Origin of the sequence: Olsenella sp. KH3B4 (genome assembly GCA_900111695.1) — a bacterium.
Lineage (GTDB): Bacteria > Actinomycetota > Coriobacteriia > Coriobacteriales > Atopobiaceae > Tractidigestivibacter.
The window spans coordinates 292,718-315,111 of the sequence record FOHD01000002.1; the positions used below are offsets into that span (position 1 = coordinate 292,718).

General features: G+C 62.9%; 19 protein-coding genes, 1 tRNA gene and 1 pseudogene. 8 read left to right on the forward strand and 13 right to left on the reverse strand.

What is annotated here, in order from left to right; genetic code table 11:
* Window positions 1-292 precede the first annotated feature (292 nt).
* From BMX94_RS10890 to BMX94_RS03225, 4 genes and pseudogenes are all read right to left on the reverse strand, one after another.
* Window positions 293-793: pseudogene (locus BMX94_RS10890) on the reverse strand (sulfate/molybdate ABC transporter ATP-binding protein); the annotation flags it as partial.
* Window positions 790-1,473, reverse strand: coding sequence for a molybdate ABC transporter permease subunit (modB, locus tag BMX94_RS03215; RefSeq protein ID WP_091003415.1), 684 nt, complete (start codon window positions 1,471-1,473; stop codon window positions 790-792). The pseudogene BMX94_RS10890 and the gene modB, both read right to left, overlap by 4 nt.
* 6 nt (window positions 1,474-1,479) lie before the next feature.
* Window positions 1,480-2,370, reverse strand: coding sequence for a molybdate ABC transporter substrate-binding protein (gene modA, locus BMX94_RS03220; RefSeq protein WP_091003417.1), 891 nt, complete (start codon window positions 2,368-2,370; stop codon window positions 1,480-1,482).
* Between the two features lie 233 nt (window positions 2,371-2,603).
* The gene (locus tag BMX94_RS03225) at window positions 2,604-2,957 is read right to left on the reverse strand and encodes a hypothetical protein (protein ID WP_091003420.1); all 354 of its coding nucleotides are present in this window, start codon (window positions 2,955-2,957) and stop codon (window positions 2,604-2,606) included.
* A gap of 127 nt (window positions 2,958-3,084) precedes the next feature.
* On the opposite strand from BMX94_RS03225, the gene BMX94_RS03230 reads away from it, so the two are divergent.
* The 5 genes from BMX94_RS03230 (at window position 3,085) to BMX94_RS03250 (ending at window position 7,856) form a co-directional block, all read left to right on the forward strand.
* The gene (locus BMX94_RS03230; protein WP_091003424.1) at window positions 3,085-4,365 is read left to right on the forward strand and encodes a Y-family DNA polymerase; all 1,281 of its coding nucleotides are present in this window, start codon (window positions 3,085-3,087) and stop codon (window positions 4,363-4,365) included.
* Window positions 4,358-4,702 (forward strand): hypothetical protein, encoded by a 345-nt coding sequence (locus BMX94_RS03235; RefSeq protein WP_143052259.1) that lies wholly within the window; start codon window positions 4,358-4,360, stop codon window positions 4,700-4,702. Before BMX94_RS03230 ends, BMX94_RS03235 begins: the two co-directional genes overlap by 8 nt.
* A 68-nt stretch (window positions 4,703-4,770) precedes the next feature.
* Window positions 4,771-5,826 (forward strand): UDP-glucose 4-epimerase GalE, encoded by a 1,056-nt coding sequence (galE, locus tag BMX94_RS03240; RefSeq protein WP_091003429.1) that lies wholly within the window; start codon window positions 4,771-4,773, stop codon window positions 5,824-5,826.
* Between the two features lie 3 nt (window positions 5,827-5,829).
* Window positions 5,830-6,894, forward strand: a complete 1,065-nt coding sequence (locus tag BMX94_RS03245; RefSeq protein ID WP_091003431.1) for a polyprenyl synthetase family protein — start codon at window positions 5,830-5,832, stop codon at window positions 6,892-6,894.
* Between the two features lie 44 nt (window positions 6,895-6,938).
* On the forward strand, window positions 6,939-7,856 hold the full coding sequence (locus BMX94_RS03250; protein WP_091003434.1) for a peptidoglycan-binding domain-containing protein: 918 nt from the start codon (window positions 6,939-6,941) through the stop codon (window positions 7,854-7,856).
* Window positions 7,857-7,969: 113 nt separating this feature from the next.
* On the opposite strand, the gene glgP is transcribed toward BMX94_RS03250, so the two are convergent.
* From glgP to BMX94_RS03280, 6 genes are all read right to left on the reverse strand, one after another.
* Window positions 7,970-10,231, reverse strand: coding sequence for a glycogen/starch/alpha-glucan family phosphorylase (gene glgP / locus BMX94_RS03255; protein WP_091003437.1), 2,262 nt, complete (start codon window positions 10,229-10,231; stop codon window positions 7,970-7,972).
* A gap of 82 nt (window positions 10,232-10,313) precedes the next feature.
* Window positions 10,314-11,822 carry a 4-alpha-glucanotransferase gene (gene malQ, locus BMX94_RS03260; protein ID WP_091003440.1) on the reverse strand — a complete coding sequence of 503 codons (1,509 nt, stop codon included), beginning with the start codon at window positions 11,820-11,822 and terminating at the stop codon, window positions 10,314-10,316.
* Window positions 11,823-11,954: 132 nt separating this feature from the next.
* Window positions 11,955-13,160, reverse strand: coding sequence for an ABC transporter ATP-binding protein (locus BMX94_RS03265; protein WP_091003441.1), 1,206 nt, complete (start codon window positions 13,158-13,160; stop codon window positions 11,955-11,957).
* Between the two features lie 155 nt (window positions 13,161-13,315).
* Window positions 13,316-14,179: a carbohydrate ABC transporter permease gene (locus BMX94_RS03270; RefSeq protein WP_091003444.1), complete on the reverse strand. Its 864-nt coding sequence runs from the start codon at window positions 14,177-14,179 to the stop codon at window positions 13,316-13,318.
* Window positions 14,179-15,081 (reverse strand): carbohydrate ABC transporter permease, encoded by a 903-nt coding sequence (locus BMX94_RS03275; protein ID WP_091003446.1) that lies wholly within the window; start codon window positions 15,079-15,081, stop codon window positions 14,179-14,181. Before BMX94_RS03275 ends, BMX94_RS03270 begins: the two co-directional genes overlap by 1 nt.
* A gap of 89 nt (window positions 15,082-15,170) precedes the next feature.
* The gene (locus BMX94_RS03280; protein WP_091003449.1) at window positions 15,171-16,505 is read right to left on the reverse strand and encodes an ABC transporter substrate-binding protein; all 1,335 of its coding nucleotides are present in this window, start codon (window positions 16,503-16,505) and stop codon (window positions 15,171-15,173) included.
* A gap of 355 nt (window positions 16,506-16,860) precedes the next feature.
* Here BMX94_RS03280 and BMX94_RS03285 point away from each other — a divergent pair, with 355 nt between their 5' ends.
* The gene (locus BMX94_RS03285) at window positions 16,861-17,580 is read left to right on the forward strand and encodes a GntR family transcriptional regulator (protein ID WP_091003452.1); all 720 of its coding nucleotides are present in this window, start codon (window positions 16,861-16,863) and stop codon (window positions 17,578-17,580) included.
* Window positions 17,581-17,771: 191 nt separating this feature from the next.
* Here BMX94_RS03285 and BMX94_RS03290 read toward each other — a convergent pair whose 3' ends face one another.
* From BMX94_RS03290 to BMX94_RS03300, 3 genes are all read right to left on the reverse strand, one after another.
* Window positions 17,772-18,407 (reverse strand): metal-dependent hydrolase, encoded by a 636-nt coding sequence (locus BMX94_RS03290; RefSeq protein WP_091003455.1) that lies wholly within the window; start codon window positions 18,405-18,407, stop codon window positions 17,772-17,774.
* A gap of 21 nt (window positions 18,408-18,428) precedes the next feature.
* Window positions 18,429-19,238 (reverse strand): HAD hydrolase family protein, encoded by an 810-nt coding sequence (locus BMX94_RS03295; protein ID WP_091003457.1) that lies wholly within the window; start codon window positions 19,236-19,238, stop codon window positions 18,429-18,431.
* Window positions 19,239-19,391: 153 nt separating this feature from the next.
* On the reverse strand, window positions 19,392-21,008 hold the full coding sequence (locus tag BMX94_RS03300) for an alpha-glucoside-specific PTS transporter subunit IIBC (protein ID WP_091003459.1): 1,617 nt from the start codon (window positions 21,006-21,008) through the stop codon (window positions 19,392-19,394).
* Between the two features lie 98 nt (window positions 21,009-21,106).
* Between BMX94_RS03300 and BMX94_RS03305 the strand changes: the two genes are divergently transcribed.
* A tRNA-Gln gene (locus tag BMX94_RS03305) sits at window positions 21,107-21,181 on the forward strand.
* A gap of 213 nt (window positions 21,182-21,394) precedes the next feature.
* The gene (locus BMX94_RS03310) at window positions 21,395-22,390 is read left to right on the forward strand and encodes a ribose-phosphate diphosphokinase (RefSeq protein WP_072354385.1); all 996 of its coding nucleotides are present in this window, start codon (window positions 21,395-21,397) and stop codon (window positions 22,388-22,390) included.
* Window positions 22,391-22,394: the final 4 nt, after the last annotated feature.

Here is a 22,394-nt window from a genome sequence, read left to right on the forward strand (position 1 = left end):
GTGAGGTTCTCAGCGCAACGCCCCAGTCCTCGCACGCAAGCAGGCCCGGACCCGCCACATGCGCGCGGCTCACGTTCTTGCAGCCGCTGATGAGCGCCGCCGCAAGCGTGGCCGGCGAGGCAAAGAGTTCGTGCACGCTCACCTTTGCGTCCGAGCGACCACAATCAAGCACGCAGACCGTGTCGCACATGCGGTAGACCTCGTCGCGGTTGTGCGAGACGTAGACCGCCCCGCCGGGAAACCCGCGCAGGACGTCTGTCAGCTCAAGCTCGAGCTGCCAACGCAGGTACCCATCAAGCGCCGAGAAGGGCTCGTCCAGAAGGATGAGCTTCGGATTACTCGCGAGGATGCGCGCCATGGCGCAGCGCTGCTGCTGGCCACCGGAGAGCTGGGCGGGCTTGTGGTGCTCGAGACCACCCAGACGCATGGCGGCAATCTCCCTCGCCGCTCGCTCCGCGCGCTCCTCCCGCGTGGAGCCTGCCGCGCCGGCGCGCACGTTCTGCTCGACGGTCATGGTGGGAAAGAGCGCGTAGCTCTGGAAGAGGTAGCCCACGTGGCGCTGCTGCGGCGGCAGATTGATGTGCGCGCTGGAGTCGAAGAGCGTGCGCCCGCCCAGCACGATGCGCCCCGCATCCGGTCGCTCGATACCCGCGATGCACTTGAGGGTCATGGACTTGCCGCAGCCAGAGGGGCCAAGCAGCGCCATGATCTCGTCCGGGCGCTCGATGGAGAACGAGACGTCCAGCGAGAAGGACCCAAGCCGCTTGGTGATGTCGACCTCGAGCACCGTCATGCCGCAGACCCCCTAACGCGGGCAGAGCGCGAACGCGCCTCCAGCATGTTCATGGCGAGAAGCACCACGGCGCTTATCGCCAGGTTCACGAGGACCCACTGGAAGGCCAACCCGTCCTCGCCCGTACGCCAGAGCTGGTAGACCGTCGTGGATATGGTTGCGGTGGCACCAGGGGTGTAGCCGGCAACCATCGAGGTTGCGCCGTACTCGCCCAGCGCCCGCGCGAAGGCCAGGACCGAGCCCGCGATGATGCCCTGCCTGCAGGCCGGCATCTTAACGCGCCAGAACACCCACACGTTGGATTTGCCCAGCGTGCGACCTGCATCGGCCAGACTCTGGTCAAAGCTCTCGAACGCCCCGCGCGCCGTACGGTACATGAGCGGGAAGCTCACCACCACGGTGGCGAAGATCGCCGAGCACCACGTCATGGTGAGCCTCACGCCAAAGACGCCCATCACCCAGGCGCCAATGGGACGCCTGGGGCCGAGAAGCACCAGCAGGAGGTAGCCCACAACGGTGGGGGGCAGCACCAGGGGCAACGTGAGCACCACGTCGAGGATGCCCTTTACCACCCGAGGCGCACGCGCCACCACGTCCGCGAGCCAGATGCCAAGAAGATAGACAACCACCGTGGAGATGGCAGCTATTCTCAGCGAGTTGAGGAGCGGATACCAGTCCATGCCGTGCTACACCTCGGCAAGCGGCGTGAAGCCAACCTTTTCGAAGCAGTCGCTGGCGTCCTTGGTCTTGAGGAAGTCAAGGAAGGACGCGGCCAGCTCGGGCTGGAGGGCGTTTTTGGTGGCTGCGGCCGGATAGACCACGCGGCCACACATCTCCTCGGTAGCCTCGTCCGCCATCGCGAGGTTTGCCGAGGTGGCGTCGGTCTTGTAGATAACACCGCAATCGACGGCCGCCTCAGAGACCTGTGAGGTGACCTCCTTCACGTTGGTGCCATAGGTGATACAACCAGCGTTGGCCAACTCGGTCTCGTCGAGGTTGTAGTAGGCAAGGATCTTCTGGGTGTACTGCCCCACGGGCACGTCTGAGTTGCCCATGCCCAGCAGGATGTCGTGTGCCTGGAGCTTCTGCGCCATGTCATCAAAGCCCTGGATGGCCTTGGGGTTGCCCTCGGGCACGCAGAGCGTGACCTTGTTCTCGAGGATGTCAAAGCGCGTGTCGTGGTTAATGAAGTCGAGGCCCTCGTCGTTGCCGGAGGCGGCGCCGGCGTCGAGCTGGTTCATCTGCTTCTGGCCGGCGGAGATGAAGACGTCGCAGTCTGCCCCCTCCTGGATCTGGGTCTTGAGGGTACCCGACGAGTCGAAGTTGAAGCTTATGTCCACGCCATCATTTGTAGCCTTGAAGAGATCGCCCGCCTCGGTGAGCGACTCGGTGAGCGAAGCCGCTGCAAAGACGGTGAGCGTCTTGGGCTCTGCCGTGGACGTGGTGCCTGTCGCCACCGAACCCGTGGTCTGGGTCTGGGGCTGCGACTGTGTGCCTCCGCACGCCGCCAGTCCAAGGCCTGCCGCGGCAACCGCCGCCGACACAAACGAACGCCTGGTAATGCTGGAGCCTGCCATAGTGCTTTCCTTTCCCTCGGTGTGATGCCTGCCTGGGGCGCATCTCTGGTGCGATGCTTTTTGCGTACCGCCCATGTGGTGCCTGTGGGCATCGCCGACAAGGATGTGGTGCCTGTCCAATGACGGCGTTCTTGCTTACAAACTATAACGCCGTTCAAACAAAAAGTTTGAAAAAGCTGGTGGACGGGGCAGACGCGTCGCGGACGGCACGGGCGTGGCCGGGGAAACATAGCCTAGCTCGCCTCGCGCGAGCGCGTCTGGTCGTAGGCAAAGACCCACCAGAGCAGCTCCTCGGGCTGGCCCATCGCCGGAACGGCGCTGCGCCGCTCGAGGTAGAGCTCCGTCTCGTGTCCGCCAAAGCGCACGCGGTAGCAGGCCTGCCTTCTCCCGCGCGTCTCGGCGCCAAACGCCCCCTCCTCCAGCACCTCATCGATCGCAAAGCTCCTCCCGTCCTTCCAGATGACCGCGACGGGCTCCAGGGAGCCGTCACGTCCAAAGCGCGCGACGACGTCCACGTACTCACGGTGCACACGGCGCCGCGTCCCGTCTGTGAGCGTCCGATACTCCATGTCCCGAGAGTAGAACATGTGTTCCTTCTCGACAAGCGAACGAGTAGTGAATTCTCCGAGTGGCGCGCGCGTATTTGTGTCGCGTAGCCGTCGTATAACCATGCGTGAGGTAGAACATGTGTTCTTAGCTGGAGATGGAGGAGCCATGGCATCAGACACGCGGACGCCCGAGAAGACCTACCTGGCAATCGACCTCAAGTCGTTCTACGCGAGCGTGGAATGCGCCGACAGGGGTCTTGACCCCTTCACCACAGACCTCGTGGTGGCAGACCCAACGCGCAGTCCCAACACCATCTGCCTGGCCATCACGCCCGCGCTCAAGGCCAAGGGGGTGAAGAACCGCTGCCGCGTGCGCGAGATACCCCAAGGCATCCCCTACATCACCGCCATGCCCAGGATGCACCGCTACATGGAGGTCTCCGCGCAGGTGTACGCCATCTACCTGCGCTATGTGTCCAGCCAGGACGCATGGCCCTACAGCGTGGACGAAGCGTTTCTCGACGTGACGCCCTACCAGGCGCTCTATGGCCCTAACGCGCGTAGCCTCGCGCGGCGCATCACCACAACGGTGCGTGAGGAGACGGGCGTCTCGGCAACGGCAGGCATAGGACCCAACATGTTTCTCTGCAAGGTGGCACTCGATCTCATGGCCAAGCACGCCGCAGACGGCATAGGGCAGCTGGACGAGAAGACCTTCCGCCGCGACGTGTGGTTCCATCGCCCCATCACGGACATCTGGGGCATTGGCCCTGGCATTGCGCGCAGGCTTGCGCGGGCAGGCGTATACGACCTCGCGGGCATCTGCGCTACGGACCCAACGTGGCTGCGCGGGGAGTTTGGCCGCAACGCCGAGTGGCTCATCGACCACGCCTGGGGGCTCGAGCCCTGCACCATCGCGGATGCCCGCGGCTACATACCCAAAGCGCGCTCGCTCTCCAACGGCCAGGTGCTCATGCGCGACTACGGCTTTGACGAGGCGCGCGTGGTGCTGCGCGAGATGGCCTGGCAGAGCTGTCTGGACTTGCGCCAGCAGGCGCTCGCATGCGACACGGTGGGACTCTACATAGGCTATTCGGGCCAGGCCGAGCTTTTTGGGCACGGCGGCGGGCAGAGGAGCCTTGGGCACCAGACTGCCAGCGAGCGGGAGGTGACAGACGCATTTCTCGCACTCTACGACCAGACGGTCGCGCGCGATCTGCCCATACGGCGCGTGTGCCTGTGGCTGGGCGGCGTTGTCCCGGCGGCCGCGGCAGCTCCCACGCTTTTTGACAACCCCCGGAAAGACGCGCGAGAAGTGCGGCTGGCCGGCGCCGTTGGCTGTGCGCGCCGACGCTTTGGGCCCAACACCGTGTTTTCCGGCACGAGCCTCCTCCCCGCCGCCAACGCCCGCGAGCGCAACCTTCAGATTGGGGGTCACCGTGCGTGAAGACGTATTTCGCGAGATAGAGAGCCTGCCCGCAACCACCTCGTGGCCAGATGCGAGCCAACAAGAGCAGGAGCGCAGGGAGAAGGTACTCAGGGGCATTGTCCGGCGCATCGTCGAGGACGGGCCGCACCGCGCCGTGGCCTCGGCCGAGCGGGGACGGCAGTTCATTCCATTCGCTGCGCTCCGCGGCTACGACGAGATGATCGAGGAGGTGGAACGCCGCACCGCCAACGCCGAAGGGCGCGCTTCCACAGCCACGGCGGAGAGAAGCACGCCCCAGCACTTTCCAAACACCAACCTTGGCGGTCGGCATAGCCCCAACGTCGTGCACACATAGGCAACGTATACTGTGTACTTGGCTTATTCGCCGCGAGGTACCTTGGCACTAGACTCGAAAGGAAACCCATGAGCGAAGCAAAAGACCCCAAGAACACCTGCGTGCTCGTCACCGGTGGCGCCGGCTTCATTGGTAGCCACACGGTGGTGGAGCTTCTTCAGGATGGCTACAAGGTCGTCGTTGTCGACGATCTCTCCAACGCTTCCGAGAAGGTCATCGGCCGCATCAAGACCATCGTGGGGGACGCGGCTGCCGCCAACCTCACCTTCTATCGCGCCGACGTGAATGACCGCGAGGCCATGAACGCCGTCTTTGACGAGAACCACATCGACCGCGTCATTCACTTCGCCGGCTTCAAGGCCGTGGGCGAGTCCGTGAGCAAGCCCATCGAGTACTACACCAACAACCTGGGCAACACCCTCACGCTCGTCGACGTGATGCGCAACCACGGCTGCAAGGACATCATCTTCTCCAGCTCCGCCACGGTCTACGGTGACCCGGACAAGCTCCCCCTCACCGAGGAGAGCCCCAAGAAGCCCGCAACCAACCCCTATGGCTGGACCAAGTGGATGATCGAGCAGATCCTGACCGACCTCCACACGGCCGACCCCGAGTGGAACGTCGTGCTTCTCCGCTACTTCAACCCCATTGGAGCGCACCCCTCGGGACTCATGGGCGAGGACCCCAAGGGCATCCCCAACAACCTCCTGCCCTACGTGGCGCAGGTGGCCATTGGCAAGCGTGAGTGCGTGCATGTCTTTGGCAACGACTACAACACGCCAGACGGCACGGGCGTGCGTGACTACATCCACGTGTGCGACCTGGGTACCGGTCACGCAGCGGCACTCAAGTGGATGAACGGTCATACGGGCGTCGAGATTTTCAACCTGGGCACCGGCAAGGGCACCTCGGTTCTCGAGATCATCAAGGCGTTTGGCAAGGCCTGCGGCAAGGAGATTCCCTACCAGATCGACCCGCGCCGCCCAGGCGACGTCGATGCCAACTACGCCGACTGTTCCAAGGCCAAGCGCGAAATGGGCTGGGAGGCCAAGTACACGATCGACGACATGTGCCGCGACTCCTGGAACTGGCAGTCCAAGAACCCCAACGGCTTCGAGGGCTAGACCATGGCAGCAAGCAGCACCATGGGCACGGGTGACGGCGGCAAGCTCTTTGCGTCCTGGCTCGCCGAACGTCGGCCTCGCATCGAGGACTATATCTCTGCGCACCTTCCCGCCCCCGCGGCGGGACAGGGTGCCGCAGCCGACCTTTCGTGCTACCTCTACACCCCGCTCGCGCGCTTCACGCGCTCGGGCGGCAAGCGCACGCGCCCGGCGTTGGTGCTGCTTGGCTGCGAGGCCGTGGGCGGGGATGTCTCGCGTGCCCTTTCCTCCGCCGCCGCGATTGAGGACTTCCAGTCAGCGGCCCTCATCCACGACGACATCGCCGACGAGGGCGAGATGCGCCGCGGCCAGCCCTGCGTGCACCGCACCGAGGGCGTTGGCGTGGCCGTCAACGTGGGGGACCTTGGTATCGTCCGCACCTTTGCGGGCGTGCTCGAGGACGGCTCGCTTGATGGCGCAACCAAGCTGCGCGTGCTCGAAGAGTTCGCGCAGATGGAGCAGCGCACCGTGGAGGGACAGGCGCTTGACCTCGGCTGGGCGCGCGACGAGCGCTGGGACGTCACGGTGAGCGACTACCTCACAATGGCAACGCACAAGACCGCGTTCTACTCTGCCGCCTCTCCGCTCTCCATCGGCGCCATCTGTGGCGGCGGCACGGACGAACAAGTGGAGGCGCTTGGCTCCTTTGGCATGGACGCTGGCCTTGCCTTCCAGCTGCAAGACGACCTTCTCAACCTCGTGGGTGACGCCGAGACACAGGGCAAGGACTTCCGGAGCGACATCACCGAGGGCAAGCGCACCATGGTTGTGTGCTGGGCGCTGGAGCACCTTACGGGTGCCGAGAAGAACGAGCTTCTCGGCATTCTTTCGTCGCACGCAACGGACGCGCGGTCGCTTTCCCGCGCGGTCAGCCTCATGGAGAAGGCGGGCGCCATCGACGCCGTGCGCAGCTATGCACGCGGACTTGCAGAAAGCGCGAAGGGGCACCTTGACGGCATCGAGCTCGCCGGGGACGCACGCGCAATTCTCGATTCTATGGCAGACTTCTTTGTGGAACGCAGGGGCTAGGTTGGACGCCGCCTCACGCCCACGCTATCGAGGGGAACTAGGGTATGGAACCAATTCGCGAGGGCGCGTCGGGCGCCGCCGTGGAAGACATCCAGGAGCGCCTGGGCTCGCTGGGATACAAGATTGATAAGAGCGAGACGGCCGAGAAGACCTTTGGCCACTCGACCTCCACAGCCGTTGCGCGCTTTAGGCTCGACCACGGCCTGTCGCTTGGCGACGTGGTTGACACGGCGACCTGGGCGACATTGGTCGACGAGTGCTATCAGCTTGGGGACCGCACCCTCTACCTGCGCCTTCCCAACTTCCACGGCAACGACGTCCGCCAGCTCCAGGAGCGGCTCAACGTGCTGGGCTTCTCCTGTGGAGCCGTTGACGGGCAGTACGGCGCCCACACCGAGGCTGCGGTCAAGCAGTTTCAGGAGAGCGTTGGGCTTCTGGCCGACGGCATGGCCTTCCCGGACACGTTCGACGCCATCGACCGCCTGAAGCACGTCTGGGGCGGCAACCCCGCCGCCGGTCCGCACCCGCAGGGCGGCATGGGCTTTGCCCGTGCAGCCGGGGTGCTCGAGGTCGTCAAGCTGTGCATCACCGGCGAGGATCCCATCTCGAGAAACGTCGCTGGTCGCATCTGGAACCTGGCAAGCGCAACAACCAACGCCTCTGGCCTCGAGCTCGTTGATTCCGCTTCGTCAGACGCCTGCAAAGACGCCCAGGCAGTGCTTGTGCTTTCTGCCGCGCCGCTGCCCGATGGCTCCACCACCTCAAACGTGATGATGGATGACGTGGACACACTCCCGCTGCGCTTGCGCACCGCCGTGGAGAGCTCGCGCGACGCCGTGGCCGTGGTGCGCATCGAGCTGCCCGTGGGCCCCAACTTCGAGGGCACCTTCACCATCAGCGACGCCCAAACCTACGCTGTGCTGCTGCTCGACGCCATCTGCGCCGCCTTTGAGGGAATGTAGGGAAGGCCCGTGAGACAAAGGGACAGTCCCTTTGTCTCATCCTTCAGGTGTCAGATATCCTCGTTGTACCAGCGCGAGGCAAAGGGACTGTCCCTTTGCCTCGCTTTGTCTCACTAGAGGTGCCAGATGTCCTCGTTGTACTGGCGGATGGTGCGATCGGACGAGAAGGTACCAGACTTTGCGATGTTTACCAGCGACTTCTTGCGCCAGACATCGCGGTTCTCGTAGTCGGCGAGCACCTGCTCCTTCTTCTGGATGTACTCCTCGATATCGAGAAGCGCCATGAACCAGTCCTTCCATGCCATGTCGTCGTGCAGGCGATGCAGGCGCTCTGCGTTGCCAAGCGCGAGGAAGGCAGGGTTGGTGATGAAGTCCACCAGAAGCTTTACGCCCGGACGCAGGTAGTGTGCGTGCGCGTCGTAGGCGTGCTCGGCGTACAGGCGCTCGACCTCCTTGGAGGAGGCGCCAAAGGTGTAGATGTTCTCGTCGCCCACAAGGTCGGCGATCTCGACGTTGGCGCCATCAAGCGTGCAGAGGGTCACGGCACCGTTGAGCATGAACTTCATGTTCGAGGTACCCGATGCCTCCTTGGAGGCAAGCGAGATCTGCTCGGAGATGTCGGCGGCGGGAATCACGCGCTCGGCAGCGCTCACGTTGTAGTTCTCGATCATGACCACCTGCAGGTGGGGCGAGACAACCGGATCTGCCGCAATCCAGCGGGAAAGCAGCAGGATGAGGTGGATGATGTCCTGCGCGATGGTGTAGGCAGGTGCCGCCTTGCCGCCAAAGATGATGGTGAGCGGACGCGCGGGAATGTTGCCGTTCTTGATGTCGAGGTACTTCCAGATGATATAGAGCGCAAGCATCTGCTGACGCTTGTACTCGTGGATGCGCTTCACCTGCACGTCGATGATGGCGTTCTCGGGAATCCGCACGCCCTGCGTCTCCCAGAGGAACTCGCGCATGCTGGCCTTGGCCTGCGTCTTTGCATCATCCAGGCGAGCGAGAACCGCGTCGTCGTCCTTGAAGGCGAGAAGCCCCGAGAGGTCGCATGAGGTGCGCCAGTCGGTGCCCAGGACGTCATCGAGCACGCCGGAAAGTGCCGGGTTGGCATCCATGATCCAGCGGCGGAAGGTGATTCCGTTGGTCTTGTTGGAGAACTTCTCGGGATAGAGCTCATAGAAGGAGTGAAGCTCCGTGTCCTCGAGAATCTTGGTGTGCAGCGCTGCCACACCGTTGATCGAGAAGCCGTAGTGGATGGCCATGTGGGCCATGTGCACCACGCCGTCGCGCACGATAGCCACGGCGTCATCGCTACCGTTCTCGGCACGCTCCAGCTCGTCCAGCTTGACCACAATCTCGGCAATGCGCGGGGAGACGGTCTTGAGGCTCTCGAGGGGCCACTTCTCGAGCGCCTCCGCGAGGATGGTGTGGTTGGTGTAGGCCACCATGCGACGCACCACCGAGACGGCCTCGTCAAACTCGAAGCCGTGAACGTCCACGAGCAGGCGCACCAGCTCGGGGATGACCATCGAGGGATGCGTGTCGTTGATCTGCACAACGGCGTAGTCGGGCAGGTCGTGCAGGTTGGAGCCGCGCTCCATTGCCTCGTCGAGGATGAGCTGAGCCGCGTTGGAGACCATGAAGTACTCCTGGTATACGCGGAGCAGACGGCCGGCATCGTCGGAGTCATCGGGGTAGAGGAAGAGCGTGAGGTTCTTGGCGAGCTCGCCCTTGTCGAAGTCGATGGAGTTCACCGGCACCAGCGAGTCATCGACGCTCTCGAGGTCAAACAGGCGCAGGCGGTTCTTGGTCGTGCGCCCGTAGCCCAGAACGTCGATGTCATAGAGGCGCGACTTCACCGAGAAGCCGCCAAACTCCACGGTGTAGGCCTTCTCGTCCCTCACGAGCCAGTCCTGGCGGTCCAGCCAGCCATCGGGTTCGGCGGCCTGCTGCAGGTCAACAAAGCGCTGGTGGAAGAGGCCGTAGTGGTAGTTAAGGCCAACGCCGTCGCCAGGGAGTCCCAGCGTGGCGATGGAGTCCAGGAAGCACGCGGCGAGACGACCGAGGCCGCCGTTGCCCAGGGACGGCTCGACCTCGCGCTCCTCCACAGCACCCAGGTCGTGGCCGGCGCTAGCAAGCTGGGCCTTAACGTCTTCGTACACGCCAAGCTCGATGAGGTTGTTGGTGAGCAGACGGCCGATGAGGAACTCGGCCGAGAGGTAGTACAGGCGGCGCTTGCCCTCGTTGAGGGGCATGGTTGCCGCGTGCTCGCGGACAATGTCCTCGAGCATGGTGCAGATGGTGGAGTCGTCAAGCTCGGCGAGCGGACGACCGTACTTCTCCTGGGAGCGAGCCTCAAGATCGATCTTCATGTGTTGCGATACCTCCAAGTGTCGCGGTGACATGACGGAAAGGCGCATACCGCGCAAGGCGGGCGCGTGCCCAAGCACTTCCCTATTTGGGAAGCTCGGGTTCCTTCGTACCGGGGACCCGGTAATAGGTGGTGGTGAGGTCGGAGAGCTCTGCCTCCACCTCGGGCGTAATGGCCTCCGGCAGCATGCGCCAGCGCCAGTTCTTCCCGACGGTCGAGGGCGTGTTGATGCGAGCGGAGTTGTCCAGCCCGAGAAGGTCCTGCATGCGGAAGATGCAGGTGTCGCTCACCGAGGCGGCAATGGCGCGGTTGCAGCCCTGCGCCACGGTCTCGCCGGGGGCGAGGGCAAGGTAGCGCGTGGCCTTCTCGCGCACGTCAGGCGTGGCGGTGTCCTTGAACCATCCCATGGCCGTCTCGTTGTCGTGCGTGCCCACGTAAGCCACGGTATTTGCGACGTAGTGGTGCGGAAGGTCGAGGGAGTCGCCCTCGGAGTCAAAGCCAAACTGCAGGATCTTCATGCCCGGGAAGCCCGTGTGCTCGCGCATGGCAATGACCTCTGGCGTCATGAAGCCCAGGTCCTCCGCAATGATGGGCAGCTCGCCCAGATGCTCTGCCACGGCGTCGAAGACGTCTCCGCCGGGGCCCTTGGCCCAGCGCCCAAAGCTCGAGTCCGGCGCGCCAAAGGGCACGGACCAGTAGGACTCGAAGCCGCGGAAGTGATCGATGCGCAGGATGTCGTAGAGCTTGAGGCTTGCGCGCAGGCGCTCGACCCACCAGGCAAAGCCATCCTCAGCCATGCCCGCCCAGTCATAGATGGGGTTGCCCCAGTATTGACCGGTGGAAGAGAACTGGTCGGGCGGCGTTCCGGCAACGCACGTGGGGTTGCCGGTGGCGTCAACGCGGAAGAGCTCGGGCATGGCCCACATCTCCACGGAGTCGCGCGACACGTAGATGGGGATGTCACCAATGACAAGGACGCCCCGCTTGTTCGCGTACGCCTTGAGGCGCTTCCAATGGCAGTAGAAGAAGTACTGAGTCATCTGGTGGTAGCGCATGCGCTCGGGGCGCTTGGCGCACAGGGCGGCACTCGCCTTGCCACGGCTGCGGTACTCCATGGGCCACTCGTAGTAGGCCTTGAGGCCAAACTCCTCCTTGACCGTCATGAACTCGCAGTAGGGCTCAAGCCAGGAGTCGTTTGCCTGGCAGAAGGCCCCGAAGTCCGCTGGCGGCGCGGCCGAGAAGCTCGGCAGCGCCCGCTCGAGAAGCGCACGGTGACCACGGAAGAGCGTGCCGTAGTCAACGTTCGCGGGGTCGTCGCCAAAGGGCAGCACAACCAGGTCCTGCTCAGTGAGGTAACCCAGGCGGACAAGGTCCTCGATGTCAATGAAGTACGGGTTCCCCGCAAAGGCGGAGAAGGACTGGTAGGGCGAGTCACCAAAGCTTGTGGTGGTGAGGGGAAGAACTTGCCAGTAGCGCTGGTGAGTACGGGCCAGAAAGTCGACGAAGTCGTACGCCTCGCGGCCAAACGTGCCTATGCCCACAATGCCCGGAAGTGACGAGACGGGCATGAGAACGCCGCTTGCTCTCTCCATGGTTGTCTCCTTCTCTCGTTCTGCGCTCTCGCGCAGGCCATTGCCACAACCGTCTCCCGCAAAAGGGCCCCGACCCGTCCGAGAAAGCGGGCCGGGGCCGCACCAAGCCGATGTCGCGGGAGGGAGGGAAGGCTACGGCTTGATGATGTTCTTACCGGACGCCTTGTCAAAGAAGTGGACAGCGTTCGGCTCGAACTTGAAGGAGATGGGTGCGCCGTCGGCGAAGGACCTGCCAAGGGCGCCGTCGAAATCGATGGTGGGGATGACCAGGACAAAGTCGTAGCCCTTGACGCTCGCGTGCACGTGGACCGTCGAGCCCATGAGCTCGGAGACGTCGATGGTGCCGGAGATGGCGCCCGGCTCGTCCGCGTTGGCAAGCTGAATCTGCTCGGGACGCACACCCGCGGTAACGTCGAGCGAGGTGACACCGGCGGTCTCGAGGTCCTTGCCCGTCTCGGGCGAAATGACAATACGGGTGTCGAGGGCCTGGAGCACATAGCCCGAGGCCGTCTTCTCGAGGTGGCCATCGAAGAAGTTCATCTGCGGCACACCAATGAAACCTGCAACGAAGAGGTTGGCGGGCTCGTTGAAGACCTCCTGCGGGGTGCCGACCTGCTGCACCACGCCGTCCTTCATGATCACGATGCGATCGCCCAGGGTCATGGCCTCGGTCTGGTCGTGCGTAACGTAGACGAACGTCGCGTTGATGCGCTTGCGGAGCTTGATGATCTCGGCGCGCATCTGGTTGCGGAGCTTGGCGTCCAGGTTGGAGAGGGGCTCGTCCATGAGGAGCACCTTGGGGTCGCGCACAATGGCGCGCCCAATGGCCACGCGCTGCCGCTGGCCGCCGGAAAGCGCCTTGGGCTTGCGGTCAAGGTACTGGGTGATACCCAGGGTCTCCGCCGCCTGGCGAACCTTCTGATCAATCTGGTCCTCGGGAACTTTGCGGAGCTTCAGGGGGAAGGCCATGTTGTCGTACACGGTCATGTGGGGGTACAGGGCGTAGCTCTGGAAGACCATGGCGATGTCGCGGTCCTTGGGGGCTACCTCGTTCATGACCTTGCCGTCGATGGTGAGCTCACCGCCAGAGATGCTCTCGAGGCCGGCAATCATGCGCAGCGTCGTGGACTTGCCGCAGCCGGAGGGGCCGACAAGGACGACAAACTCGCGGTCGGCGATGTCGAGGTTGAAGTCCTCAACGGCCACGACGCCCTCGTCGGTGACCTTGAGGTTGCTCTTCTTCTCGGGCTCGGCGGCCTTCTTGCCAAAGTGGTGCTTCTTGGTCTTCTCGATGTTCGGATAGATCTTGGTAATGTGCTTCAGGCTGACTTCTGCCATGGTTCTCGGATTCCTTCCTTAGGTCGCAGCCGGGGCCCGCGTCCCCACGATAGGCTGCATGTCTTTGAGGAGGTCCCCCCTCCGCGGGACCCAGAGCGGGTCCCGCGAAGAGAGTGGGAAAGAGGGGGCAAACTCAGACGTGCCCGGTCGTTGGCCTAGCCCTTGACGGCGCCGGCGGCAACGCCCTTGATGATGTACTTCTGGCAGGAGAGGTAGAACACGATGACGGGGATGATGGCCATGAGGATGATTGCCATGGTTGCACCCAGGTCGACCGTTCCGTAGCTGCCCTTGAGGTACTGGATCTGAATGGGAATCGTGCGGTACTGGTTGATGTCCAGGACCAGATACGGGAGAAGGTAGTCGTTCCAGACCCACATGATCTCGAGGATGCCAACGGAGATGAGCGTGGGCTTGAGCATGGGGAGCACAACCAGGAAGAAGGTGCGGATTGGGCCGCAGCCGTCGATTGCGGCAGCTTCCTCGATCTCAAGCGGAATGGACTTCACGAAGCCAACGAACATGAAGATTGCAAGTCCGGCACCAAAGCCCAGGTAGACAATGGGGATGGTGAACGGCGTGTTGAGCTTCAGGGTGTCGGCCGTCTTGGACAGCGTGAACATGACCATCTGGAAGGGCACGACCATCGAGAAGATGCAGAGCGTGTACAGGATCTTGCAGAACTTGGAGTCCACGCGGGCAATGTACCAGGCCGCCATGGAGCAGCAGATGAGAATCAGCGCGGTGGAGAGCACGGTGATCAGGGCGCTGTAGCCAAACGCACTCCAGAACGGGTAGTTACCAAAGGTCATGCCGGTAATGAAGTTGGACCATCCGGCAAAGCTCTCGTCGGTGGGGAGGGCGAACGTCTCGGTCTTAACGAAGGTGTTCAGCTTGAAGGAGTTGATCGCCACACACACAACCGGGAGAACCCAGACAATGCAGATAATGGTAAAGACGATGGTCAGGATCTTCTTGTGACGCGCCTCGGATGCGAGCGTCTGTGGCTGGTTTGCCATTACTGCTGCACCTCCCTCTTACGGGTGTACGAGAGCTGCGCGAGTCCCATGGCAGCGACAAGGACGAAGAATATGACCGCCTTGGCCTGGGCCACGCCGCGCGACGCGCCGGTACCCGAGTAGAACGTGTTGTAGATGTTCAAGGCCATCATCTCGGTCGTGTTGATGGTCTTGCCGTCGGCGAGCTGCTCGTACGGCAGGCCACCCGTGAGCGCGAGGTTCTGGTCGAAGAGCTTGAAGCCGTTGGTGAGCGAGAGGAACGTGCAAATCGTGATCGAGGGCATAACGTTGGGAATGATCACCTTGAAGAGGGTCTGCGCCTTGGTCGCGCCGTCGATCTTGGCTGCCTCGATCATGTCCTCGGGGACCGCCTGGATGCCGGCGATGTAGATGATCATCATGTAGCCGATCTGCTGCCAGCACATGAGGATAATCAGGCCCCAGAAGCCGTACTTGGTCTCGAGGACCACCGAGGTGCCGTACTGCTGGAGGATGCCGTCGAAGATCATCGACCAGATGTAGCCGAGGACGATGCCGCCGATAAGGTTTGGCGCGAAGAAGATCGTGCGGAAGATGTTCGAGCCCTTGATGCCCTGCGTGAGCGCGTAGGCCACGGCGAACGCGATCACGTTGATGAGGACGAGGCACACGATGGCGGTGAGCGCCGTGTACCAGAAGGAGTGCTGGAAGGACTCGTCCGCGAAGGCGGAGGCGTAGTTGGAAAGACCGACGAACTTGGCGCTCGAAACGGTCTTAAATTTGCAGAAGGAAAGGTAGATGCCCTGGAAGAACGGCCACACGAAGCCAATGCAGAACGCGGCCGTCACGGGCAGAAGAAAGAGCCACCAGAAGCGTCTAGTCGATTTTATCTGGGAGCTCTGCTTTATGGCTTTGCTTTTCATGCTTTTCCACTCCCGCGTGAGAAAAGGAACGGGGACCAGGCGCCGTAATAACGCCCGGCCCCCGTATGCCAGTCAGAGGTCAGATGAGACTAGGCGTTCTCGATCTTGTAGTTCTGAGCCCAGCCGTCGACGAATGCAGTCTTGAAGGTATCCCAGTTGGCGTCGGACTGATCCGCCGTGTAGGCGTTGAGCGCGGACACCAGGCCCTTGCGGTACTGGTCAACGTTGGGCTGGTAGTTGGTAGCCCAGTCCATGGTGTAGTTGCCAGCCTTGGAGAGCTCCTCGGCCTTGTTGAGGTAGCCGTTGTCGCCCTTGGCAGCGTCGGTGTAGGGAAGGACGCCAAGCTGAGCGACCATTTCCTTGGAGGCCTCGGGGTCGGTGACGAGCCAGAGCCAGAAGTCCATGGTGGCCTTCTTGTCCTCATCGGAGGCAGCGTCGTTGATGGCGAGGCGGTTCTCGGTACCGCTGTTGAGACCGGCCTTCTCCTCGCCGGACACGCCGCAGTAGTACGGAATCATCGTGGTGTTCTTCTGGGCAGCCGCGATGGTGGCGTAGTCCCAGGAGCCGGTGAAGAAGAATGCGGCCTTGCCGGAGGTGAACTCGGTCGCAGGATCGTGGCCGCCGGTGGAGAGGGTCGTGGGATCCTCGGCAGAGTTGTTGATGGCCAGGTCGAAGATCTTCTTGTAGTTGGGGAGGTAGGTGCCCTTGATGGTGGCGGGAGTGGCGTCCCAGCCGCCGTCGTCCTTCTCCTCGTAGTAGTACTCGAGGTTGGCGAGGTGGCCAGTCACGCGCCAGGACGAGGAGTCATCGAGGTCGGTGGCAGCGAAGGCGTCAAAGCCGAGGGTGGCGGCGTTCTTGTGGATGTCCTCGACGACGGTCTTCAGGGAGTCGAAGTCCTTGATGTCATCAACGCTGTGGCCGGCCTTCTCAACCAGGTCTGCGTTCACGACGATGCCATAGGTCTCATAGCAGAGGCCGGCGCAGACCAGACGACCATCGGAATCCTTGTAGGTGTAATCGGTGGTGGAGAGGGCCTTCTCGATGTCGGTGCCGGAGAGGTCCATGGCGCTGGAGCCCCACTCCTTGACGCCGGCGGTGGTGCCAATGTTGAAGAGGGTGGGGGCGTCGGTCTTGTCCATCTCGGAGGTCAGGGTCTGCTCGTAGGTGCCGGAAGCGGCAGTCTGAACCTTGACCTTGACGTTGGGGTACTTCTCCATGTAGGTCTTGGCGAGGGCCTGGGCGGTCTCGTCAAGCTCGGGCTTGAAGTTGAGCCAGTAGACGTTGCCGGAACGGTCATCAGTGCTGGAGCTGCTGGTGTCAGACGAGCTGTCGCTGCTGGAGCTGCTGCCGCAGCCAGCGAGGCCAAGGACCGCCGCCGACGCCGCACCGAGCGTGATGAACTGCTTCCTCGAAATGTTCCCCATCGTGATCCTCCCGTTGCTTCCTGCTTGAACGACGTATCCCGTCGTTCTTGCACCTGTGCGGGGCCGGTGGAAGAGGTTTTCTCGGGCACCGCCCCGTTTCTTGCCTATGACAATAGCGTGATGAGCTTCTTGTTCAAACAAGTTTTGACTGAGCGGTATCTAATTTGTGGTGAACGGTAGGAATGAGTTGTACTCCGCGTATTGTTTGCGCAGGTAGATTGGTATATTTGTTAATGTGGTTACCGGTTACTCGTCCAACTGCCTTTCAGGAGGCCTAGGATATCTGATACCACCCATGTTCCGCTCACGCCACGGCCCTCTGGGGTCCGGCGTTCCGCAAGCGAGGAGATACCACATGCCGAAGGCAATCTTTGAGGGCATCTACCGCGACCTCAAGGGGAAGATTCAAGAGGGAACCTACTCGTACCAGGAGCTTCTTCCCTCCGAAGGGGAGCTCACGGCCGAGTATGGATGCTCGCGCAACACGCTGCGCAGGGCGGTCTCCATGCTTGCCGATGACGCCTACGTACAGCCCATGCATGGTCGTGGCGTACGCGTGATATGGCAGCGTGAGGCGCACAGCGCCCAAGGTTCGCTCGAAGGCGTGGAGTCTTTCGGTGAATATGCGAGAAGGAACGGCTTTGTCCCTGGTACGCAGGTCAAGTCATTTGAACATGTGACCTGCGGCGCAGGGCTGGCGCGGCGTACCGGCTTTGCCGAGGGCGTCGAGCTCGTGCGCGTGGTGCGCGTTCGCACGCTGGACGACGTCGCGCGCCAGATCGACCACGACTACTTCCTTGCCTCGGCGGTTCCGGGACTCACGGCAGAGCAAGCCGAGAAGTCCGTCTACAGCTACCTCGAGAAGAACCTGGGCATGCGCATCCTCACGAGCCGACGCCGCATTACGGTGCAGCTTGCGACTGACGAGGACTGCAGCTACATGGACCTTGACCCCTACAACTGCGTGGCCGTTGTCGAGAGCCAGTCCTACAACTCCGACGGCGTGATGTTCGAGTACACGCAAGTGCGTCACCACCCGGAGCTCTTCTGCTTCACCACCGTGTCGAGGAGGTAGCGGCGAGCGCCACAAGGAAGGGGCAGCGCCACAGCAGCGGTTCCGTACGCGATTGCTGCGGGAACTGGCCCTGTGGCGCGGATTTGACGCCACAGCAGCGGTTTCGTACGCACTTGCTGCCAAAAGTGGCCCTATGGCGCCAGCCCAGCGCGCAAAGTGCACCGGCGCATCTCCGACGTGACGCGCGGCGGTTACAGCCACCCCGCAAGCAGGCCGATCACTGCGGCAACGCCCAAAACGAGAAGAGCTCCGTCCACCACGCCACCGGACTTGCACAGTCCCACCGACTGCCCCCTCGCAACAGGCCAAAAGAGTCGCTCCGGCATCTTGTTGAGAAGGTCAATCACCAGGTGCGAGCAATACCCCACCGTCAAGGCCAGAGCAATCTCCGGTACTGCCAGATACGCCCCGCCAAAGAGCAGCGCCGCAGCCACAAGCGAGTGCGAGAAGCCCCGATGCCCGGAGGCCCGTCCGCAGGCGAGTATGGCAACGATAACGGCTCCTCCAGCAACCTGGTACACGCCGGCAGTACGGACAAACGCCACTGTCTGCGCACCGAGGTCTAGTCCCAGCAGGGCGTCCGCCGCAAACGTCGCGGCTATCACGGCGACGAGAAGCCACCACGCCCTTCTCAGCTGACGCGAAGCCTCGCTCGTCGACACATCGGCATCGGGGAGAAGTCCGCCCACCGCACCAGCGGCAAGACAGGCGAGCGTCGAAGCGTCCCCGGCAATCGTTGGCACCCCAGCTGTCAGCGCTGCAGGAACGTACTTCGCAACCGCAAGCGCGGCCGCGGCCCCAACAGCAATGTGCGTCTTTCCCGTCATCGCGTCGCTAATCCGTTGGGCCTAGATAAGGCCCAGCTTGGCGAGGGCCGTCGCCACCCCGTCGTTACCAACCGTGTCGGTCACCATCGATGCCGCAGCCTTTACCTCCACAGAAGCGTTGCCCATGGCAATGGGCACGTCAACCTGCTCAAACAGGCTGAGGTCATTCTCGGAGTCACCAAACCCATAGGTGGTGCCCGCATCCCCCAGATAGTCGAGAATGGCTTTCACAGCACCACTCTTGCTGTTCTCCACAAGGCCGACCTCGCTGTTGCCAAGCTCGAGCTCCATGATCGAGAGGCCCACCGCCCCGGCAAGCCGGCTGACCACAAGCTTTGCCGCGGGCGTGGGCAGCACGACCTTGTGCGCGCGCCCACCAGGAATGCGCTCAAGCGCTTCCGCAACGCTCGCAGGAGAAGGCCAGTGCGTCCCAGCCGTGCCCCCGCGCACGTCGACGGAACCACGCGCGGACTCCAAAAGCGCACCCATGCCCGTCTCGGCAAGCACCTCGTCCACGCAGGCAAGCACCTCGGGCGGCAAAGCCACGTCGCGAAGCACGACGTCCCCCACCTTCACGTAGGCGCCCGCGAGGCATGCCATTCCCGAGAAGGGCAGGGCCGCCATCTTGGGATGAATGTCGAGCGGCGAGCGTCCCGAGCAGATGAACGCGCGATTGCCCGCTGCCGCAAAGCGCCTGATGGCATCGGCAACGACAGGGCTGGGGACCGGCGAGAGCTTGCGTTCCGCATCACTCATGAGCTCGCGAGCAACCGGGTCGGTCCACCCAAGGGTCCCATCGATATCGAAGAACGCCGTCGTACGCTCGCTCACGTCAGTCCACGCCTCTCACACCATGCGGCGGGATGCAGGCGGGCTCGATAGCGGCACCGCGTCTTCGCCGGAATAACTTCTTGGCATGCCATTCAAGCACTTGTTTAAACTTTCAACAAGGCTGTGCACGTCCGCACGCAGCCCATGCCACCCTCACGCATCGATACCCAAGACCTTCTCGACCCGCTCCGCCACCTGCGTCACGTTGAGACCCACAATCACCTGGACCGCACGGCCCGTGCACACGGCTCCCCTCGCGCCGGCAGCCACAAAGGCTCCGGTTGCCGCTACCTTCTCGGGATCGCGGACGTCAACCCGCAGTCGTGTGGCACAGCTCGTGATGCCCTCGATGTTCTGAGCGCCTCCGAGAAGCTCCACCAGACGCAAGGCGTAGGCGTCATCCTGGCTGGCGTCGGCCTTCTCGCCCTCTGCTCCAAGTCGCCTGCCATCTTGAGCGCGCGGCATGCCGTGGGCGTCGCGGAACTCGTCCTGCGTGCGCAGGCGCACGTCCTCATCGCTTGCCCGCCCTGGCGTCTTGAAATCGAAGCGCAGAATGAGAAAGCGAAAGACCACAAAGTAGATGACCGTGAAGCACAGGCCAATCGCCAGCGCCACCAGATAGGTCTGGCCGTGCGTGGCCATGAGGGGCACAAAGTCGAGCGAGGACATCTCGATAAGTCCCCCAGAGAAGACGCCCACCACGCCAAAGGCGTTCATCATCATGGAGAGGCAGGCAGAAAGCGCCGCATGGACCACAAAGAGCTGCGGCGCAACAAAGAGGAACGTGTACTCGATGGGCTCGGTCACGCCGCAGAAGACCGAGGTGAGCGTCACGGGAACGAGAAGCGCTAGCACGCGCTTGCGGCGCTCGGGCCTTGCCGTGACATAGAACGCAGCGGCTATGCCGGGGATGCCAAAGATCTTCGACCATCCCGTGGCAGTAAGCGAGGCCCAGGGCGCGAGCTCCGCGAGCGGCTGGGTCGAGGCGGCAATCTGGGGCAGGGCGTTTGCCCAGGCGGCGTAAATGCCGCCCTGCACAAGCACGTTGTCATAGTAGAAGGGCGCGTAGAGCAGGTGGTGCAGGCCAAACGGGATGAGCACGCGCTCGAGAAAGACAAAGATCCCCACCCCCGCCGAGCCCGCGTCGACAATGATCTGCTGAAACACGTGCATGCCCACCTGCACCTTGGGCCACACCAGCACCGTCACCACCGCAAGCGGCAGCATCACGGCGAACGAGACCATGTACACAAAGGTCGAACCCGAGAAGACCCCCAGCCACTCCGGCAGGCGCGTGTCGAAGAAGCGGTTGTGAAGGGCGATGACCACACCCGAGACGAGAAGCGCGCCGGCAATGCCCATGTCCAGCGTACGGATGCCGGCAATGGTCGCGATGCCCTCGGCGCTACCGGCTGCTGCCGAGAAGTCCACGCCCAGCTCGGACGCCCACGACGAGAGCATCGAACTCACGAAGTAGTTGAACGTGAGATAGGCGACAAACGCCTCGAGGCAGCAGCGACCTGCCTGCTTCTTGGCCAGGCCGATGGGAAGTGCCACGGCAAAGAGCAGCGGCAGCTGATTGAAGACGGTCCAGCCACCGTCGAGAACCACGGTCCAGCACTTGTTCCAGGTGGTACCCGCCGCTGCGATGGGCCCCATGATGGACTCGGTGGTGAAGAGCGTCCCCAGCCCCACCACGACCCCCGCAAAAGCGAAGAGCATGGCGGGCGTGAAGAGCGCGCCACCAAACCGCTGGATGGCCTTCATCATGATGCGATTCCCCCTCTCAGCGCGCCCACACGCGGTGCCCCACGCGGCCGCACTCTGATACACTAGCCGAGAAGCCCGCTTTTTGGGGGCACACTCACTGGGGTATCGTCCAACGGTTAGGACACGGGTTTTTGGTGCCTGGAATGTGGGTTCGAATCCTACTACCCCAGCCAATTCCTTCTCGCATGTACGCAAGTGTCTTGGCAACCTCGCGAGGGTTGGCATGCCTCCCCTCCTCACGCCCGCCCCATCCCGCCGGGAACCTCTTGAGATACCCGTGAAACGCGCATGTAATGTGGCGGCAAGCGCATTGGCTGCGCTATCATCGTGCCGGCGCGAACAGCCTGAATGGCCGGGATAGATCCCAGACGGAAGGACGGCAGTCGATGTACGAAGACCTGAGCAAGCCCACCACCTACCAGAAGGAAATCAAGCTTTACTCCGGTACCAGCAACCCCAAGCTCGCCCAGGACATCGCAGACATCCTCCACCTCAAGCTTCAGGGCCTGAAGATCGAGAAGTTCGCCAACGGCGAGATTTACGCCCGTTTCGAGGAGTCCGTCCGCGGTGACGAGGTCTTCTTCATCCAGACCATCGCCGGCAAGAACGTGAACGACCTCATCATGGAGACCCTCATCGTGGCCGACGCCGCCACCCGCGCAAGCGCGGAGAGCTTCACCGCGGTCATTCCCCACTACGGCTACGCTCGCCAGGACCGCAAGGCGTCCAGCCGCGAGCCCATCACCGCCCGCCTGGTGGCCAACCTCCTCGAGGCCGCCGGCGTTGACCGCGTGATTACGCTCGACCTGCACTCCGGCCAGATCCAGGGCTTCTTCGACATCCCCGTGACGCACCTCACCGCCCTCTACAACTTTGGCGACTACTTCAAGACCAAGGACTTCGACTGGGACAACACCGTGGTTGTCTCGCCTGACATGGGCCGCGCCAAGGTGGCAAAGAAGCTCTCGGACTACCTGGGCTGCGAGGTCGCAATTGCCCACAAGAGCCGCCCCAAGCACAACGCGGCCGAGGTCATGGGCGTCATCGGCAACATCGTGGGCAAGACCTGCATCATCAACGACGACATGATTGACACGGGCGGCACCCTCGTGGGGTCCATCAACAAGCTCAAGGAGATGGGCGCGGGCGACATCTACGTCTCGGCCACCCATGGCATCTTCTCGGGCCAGGCCATCGAGCGCCTGCAGAACGCGCCCATCGTCGAATGCGTCGTAACCGATGCCATCCCCTGCGAGGTCGCCAACAAGCCTGGCTCCAAGATCAAGCAGATCAGCGTTGCCGAACCGTTGGCAACCTGCATCTACAACGTCTACACCAACAACTCGGTCTCCCAGGGTGCCGCAGGCCACTCCGAGGTCTAGGAAC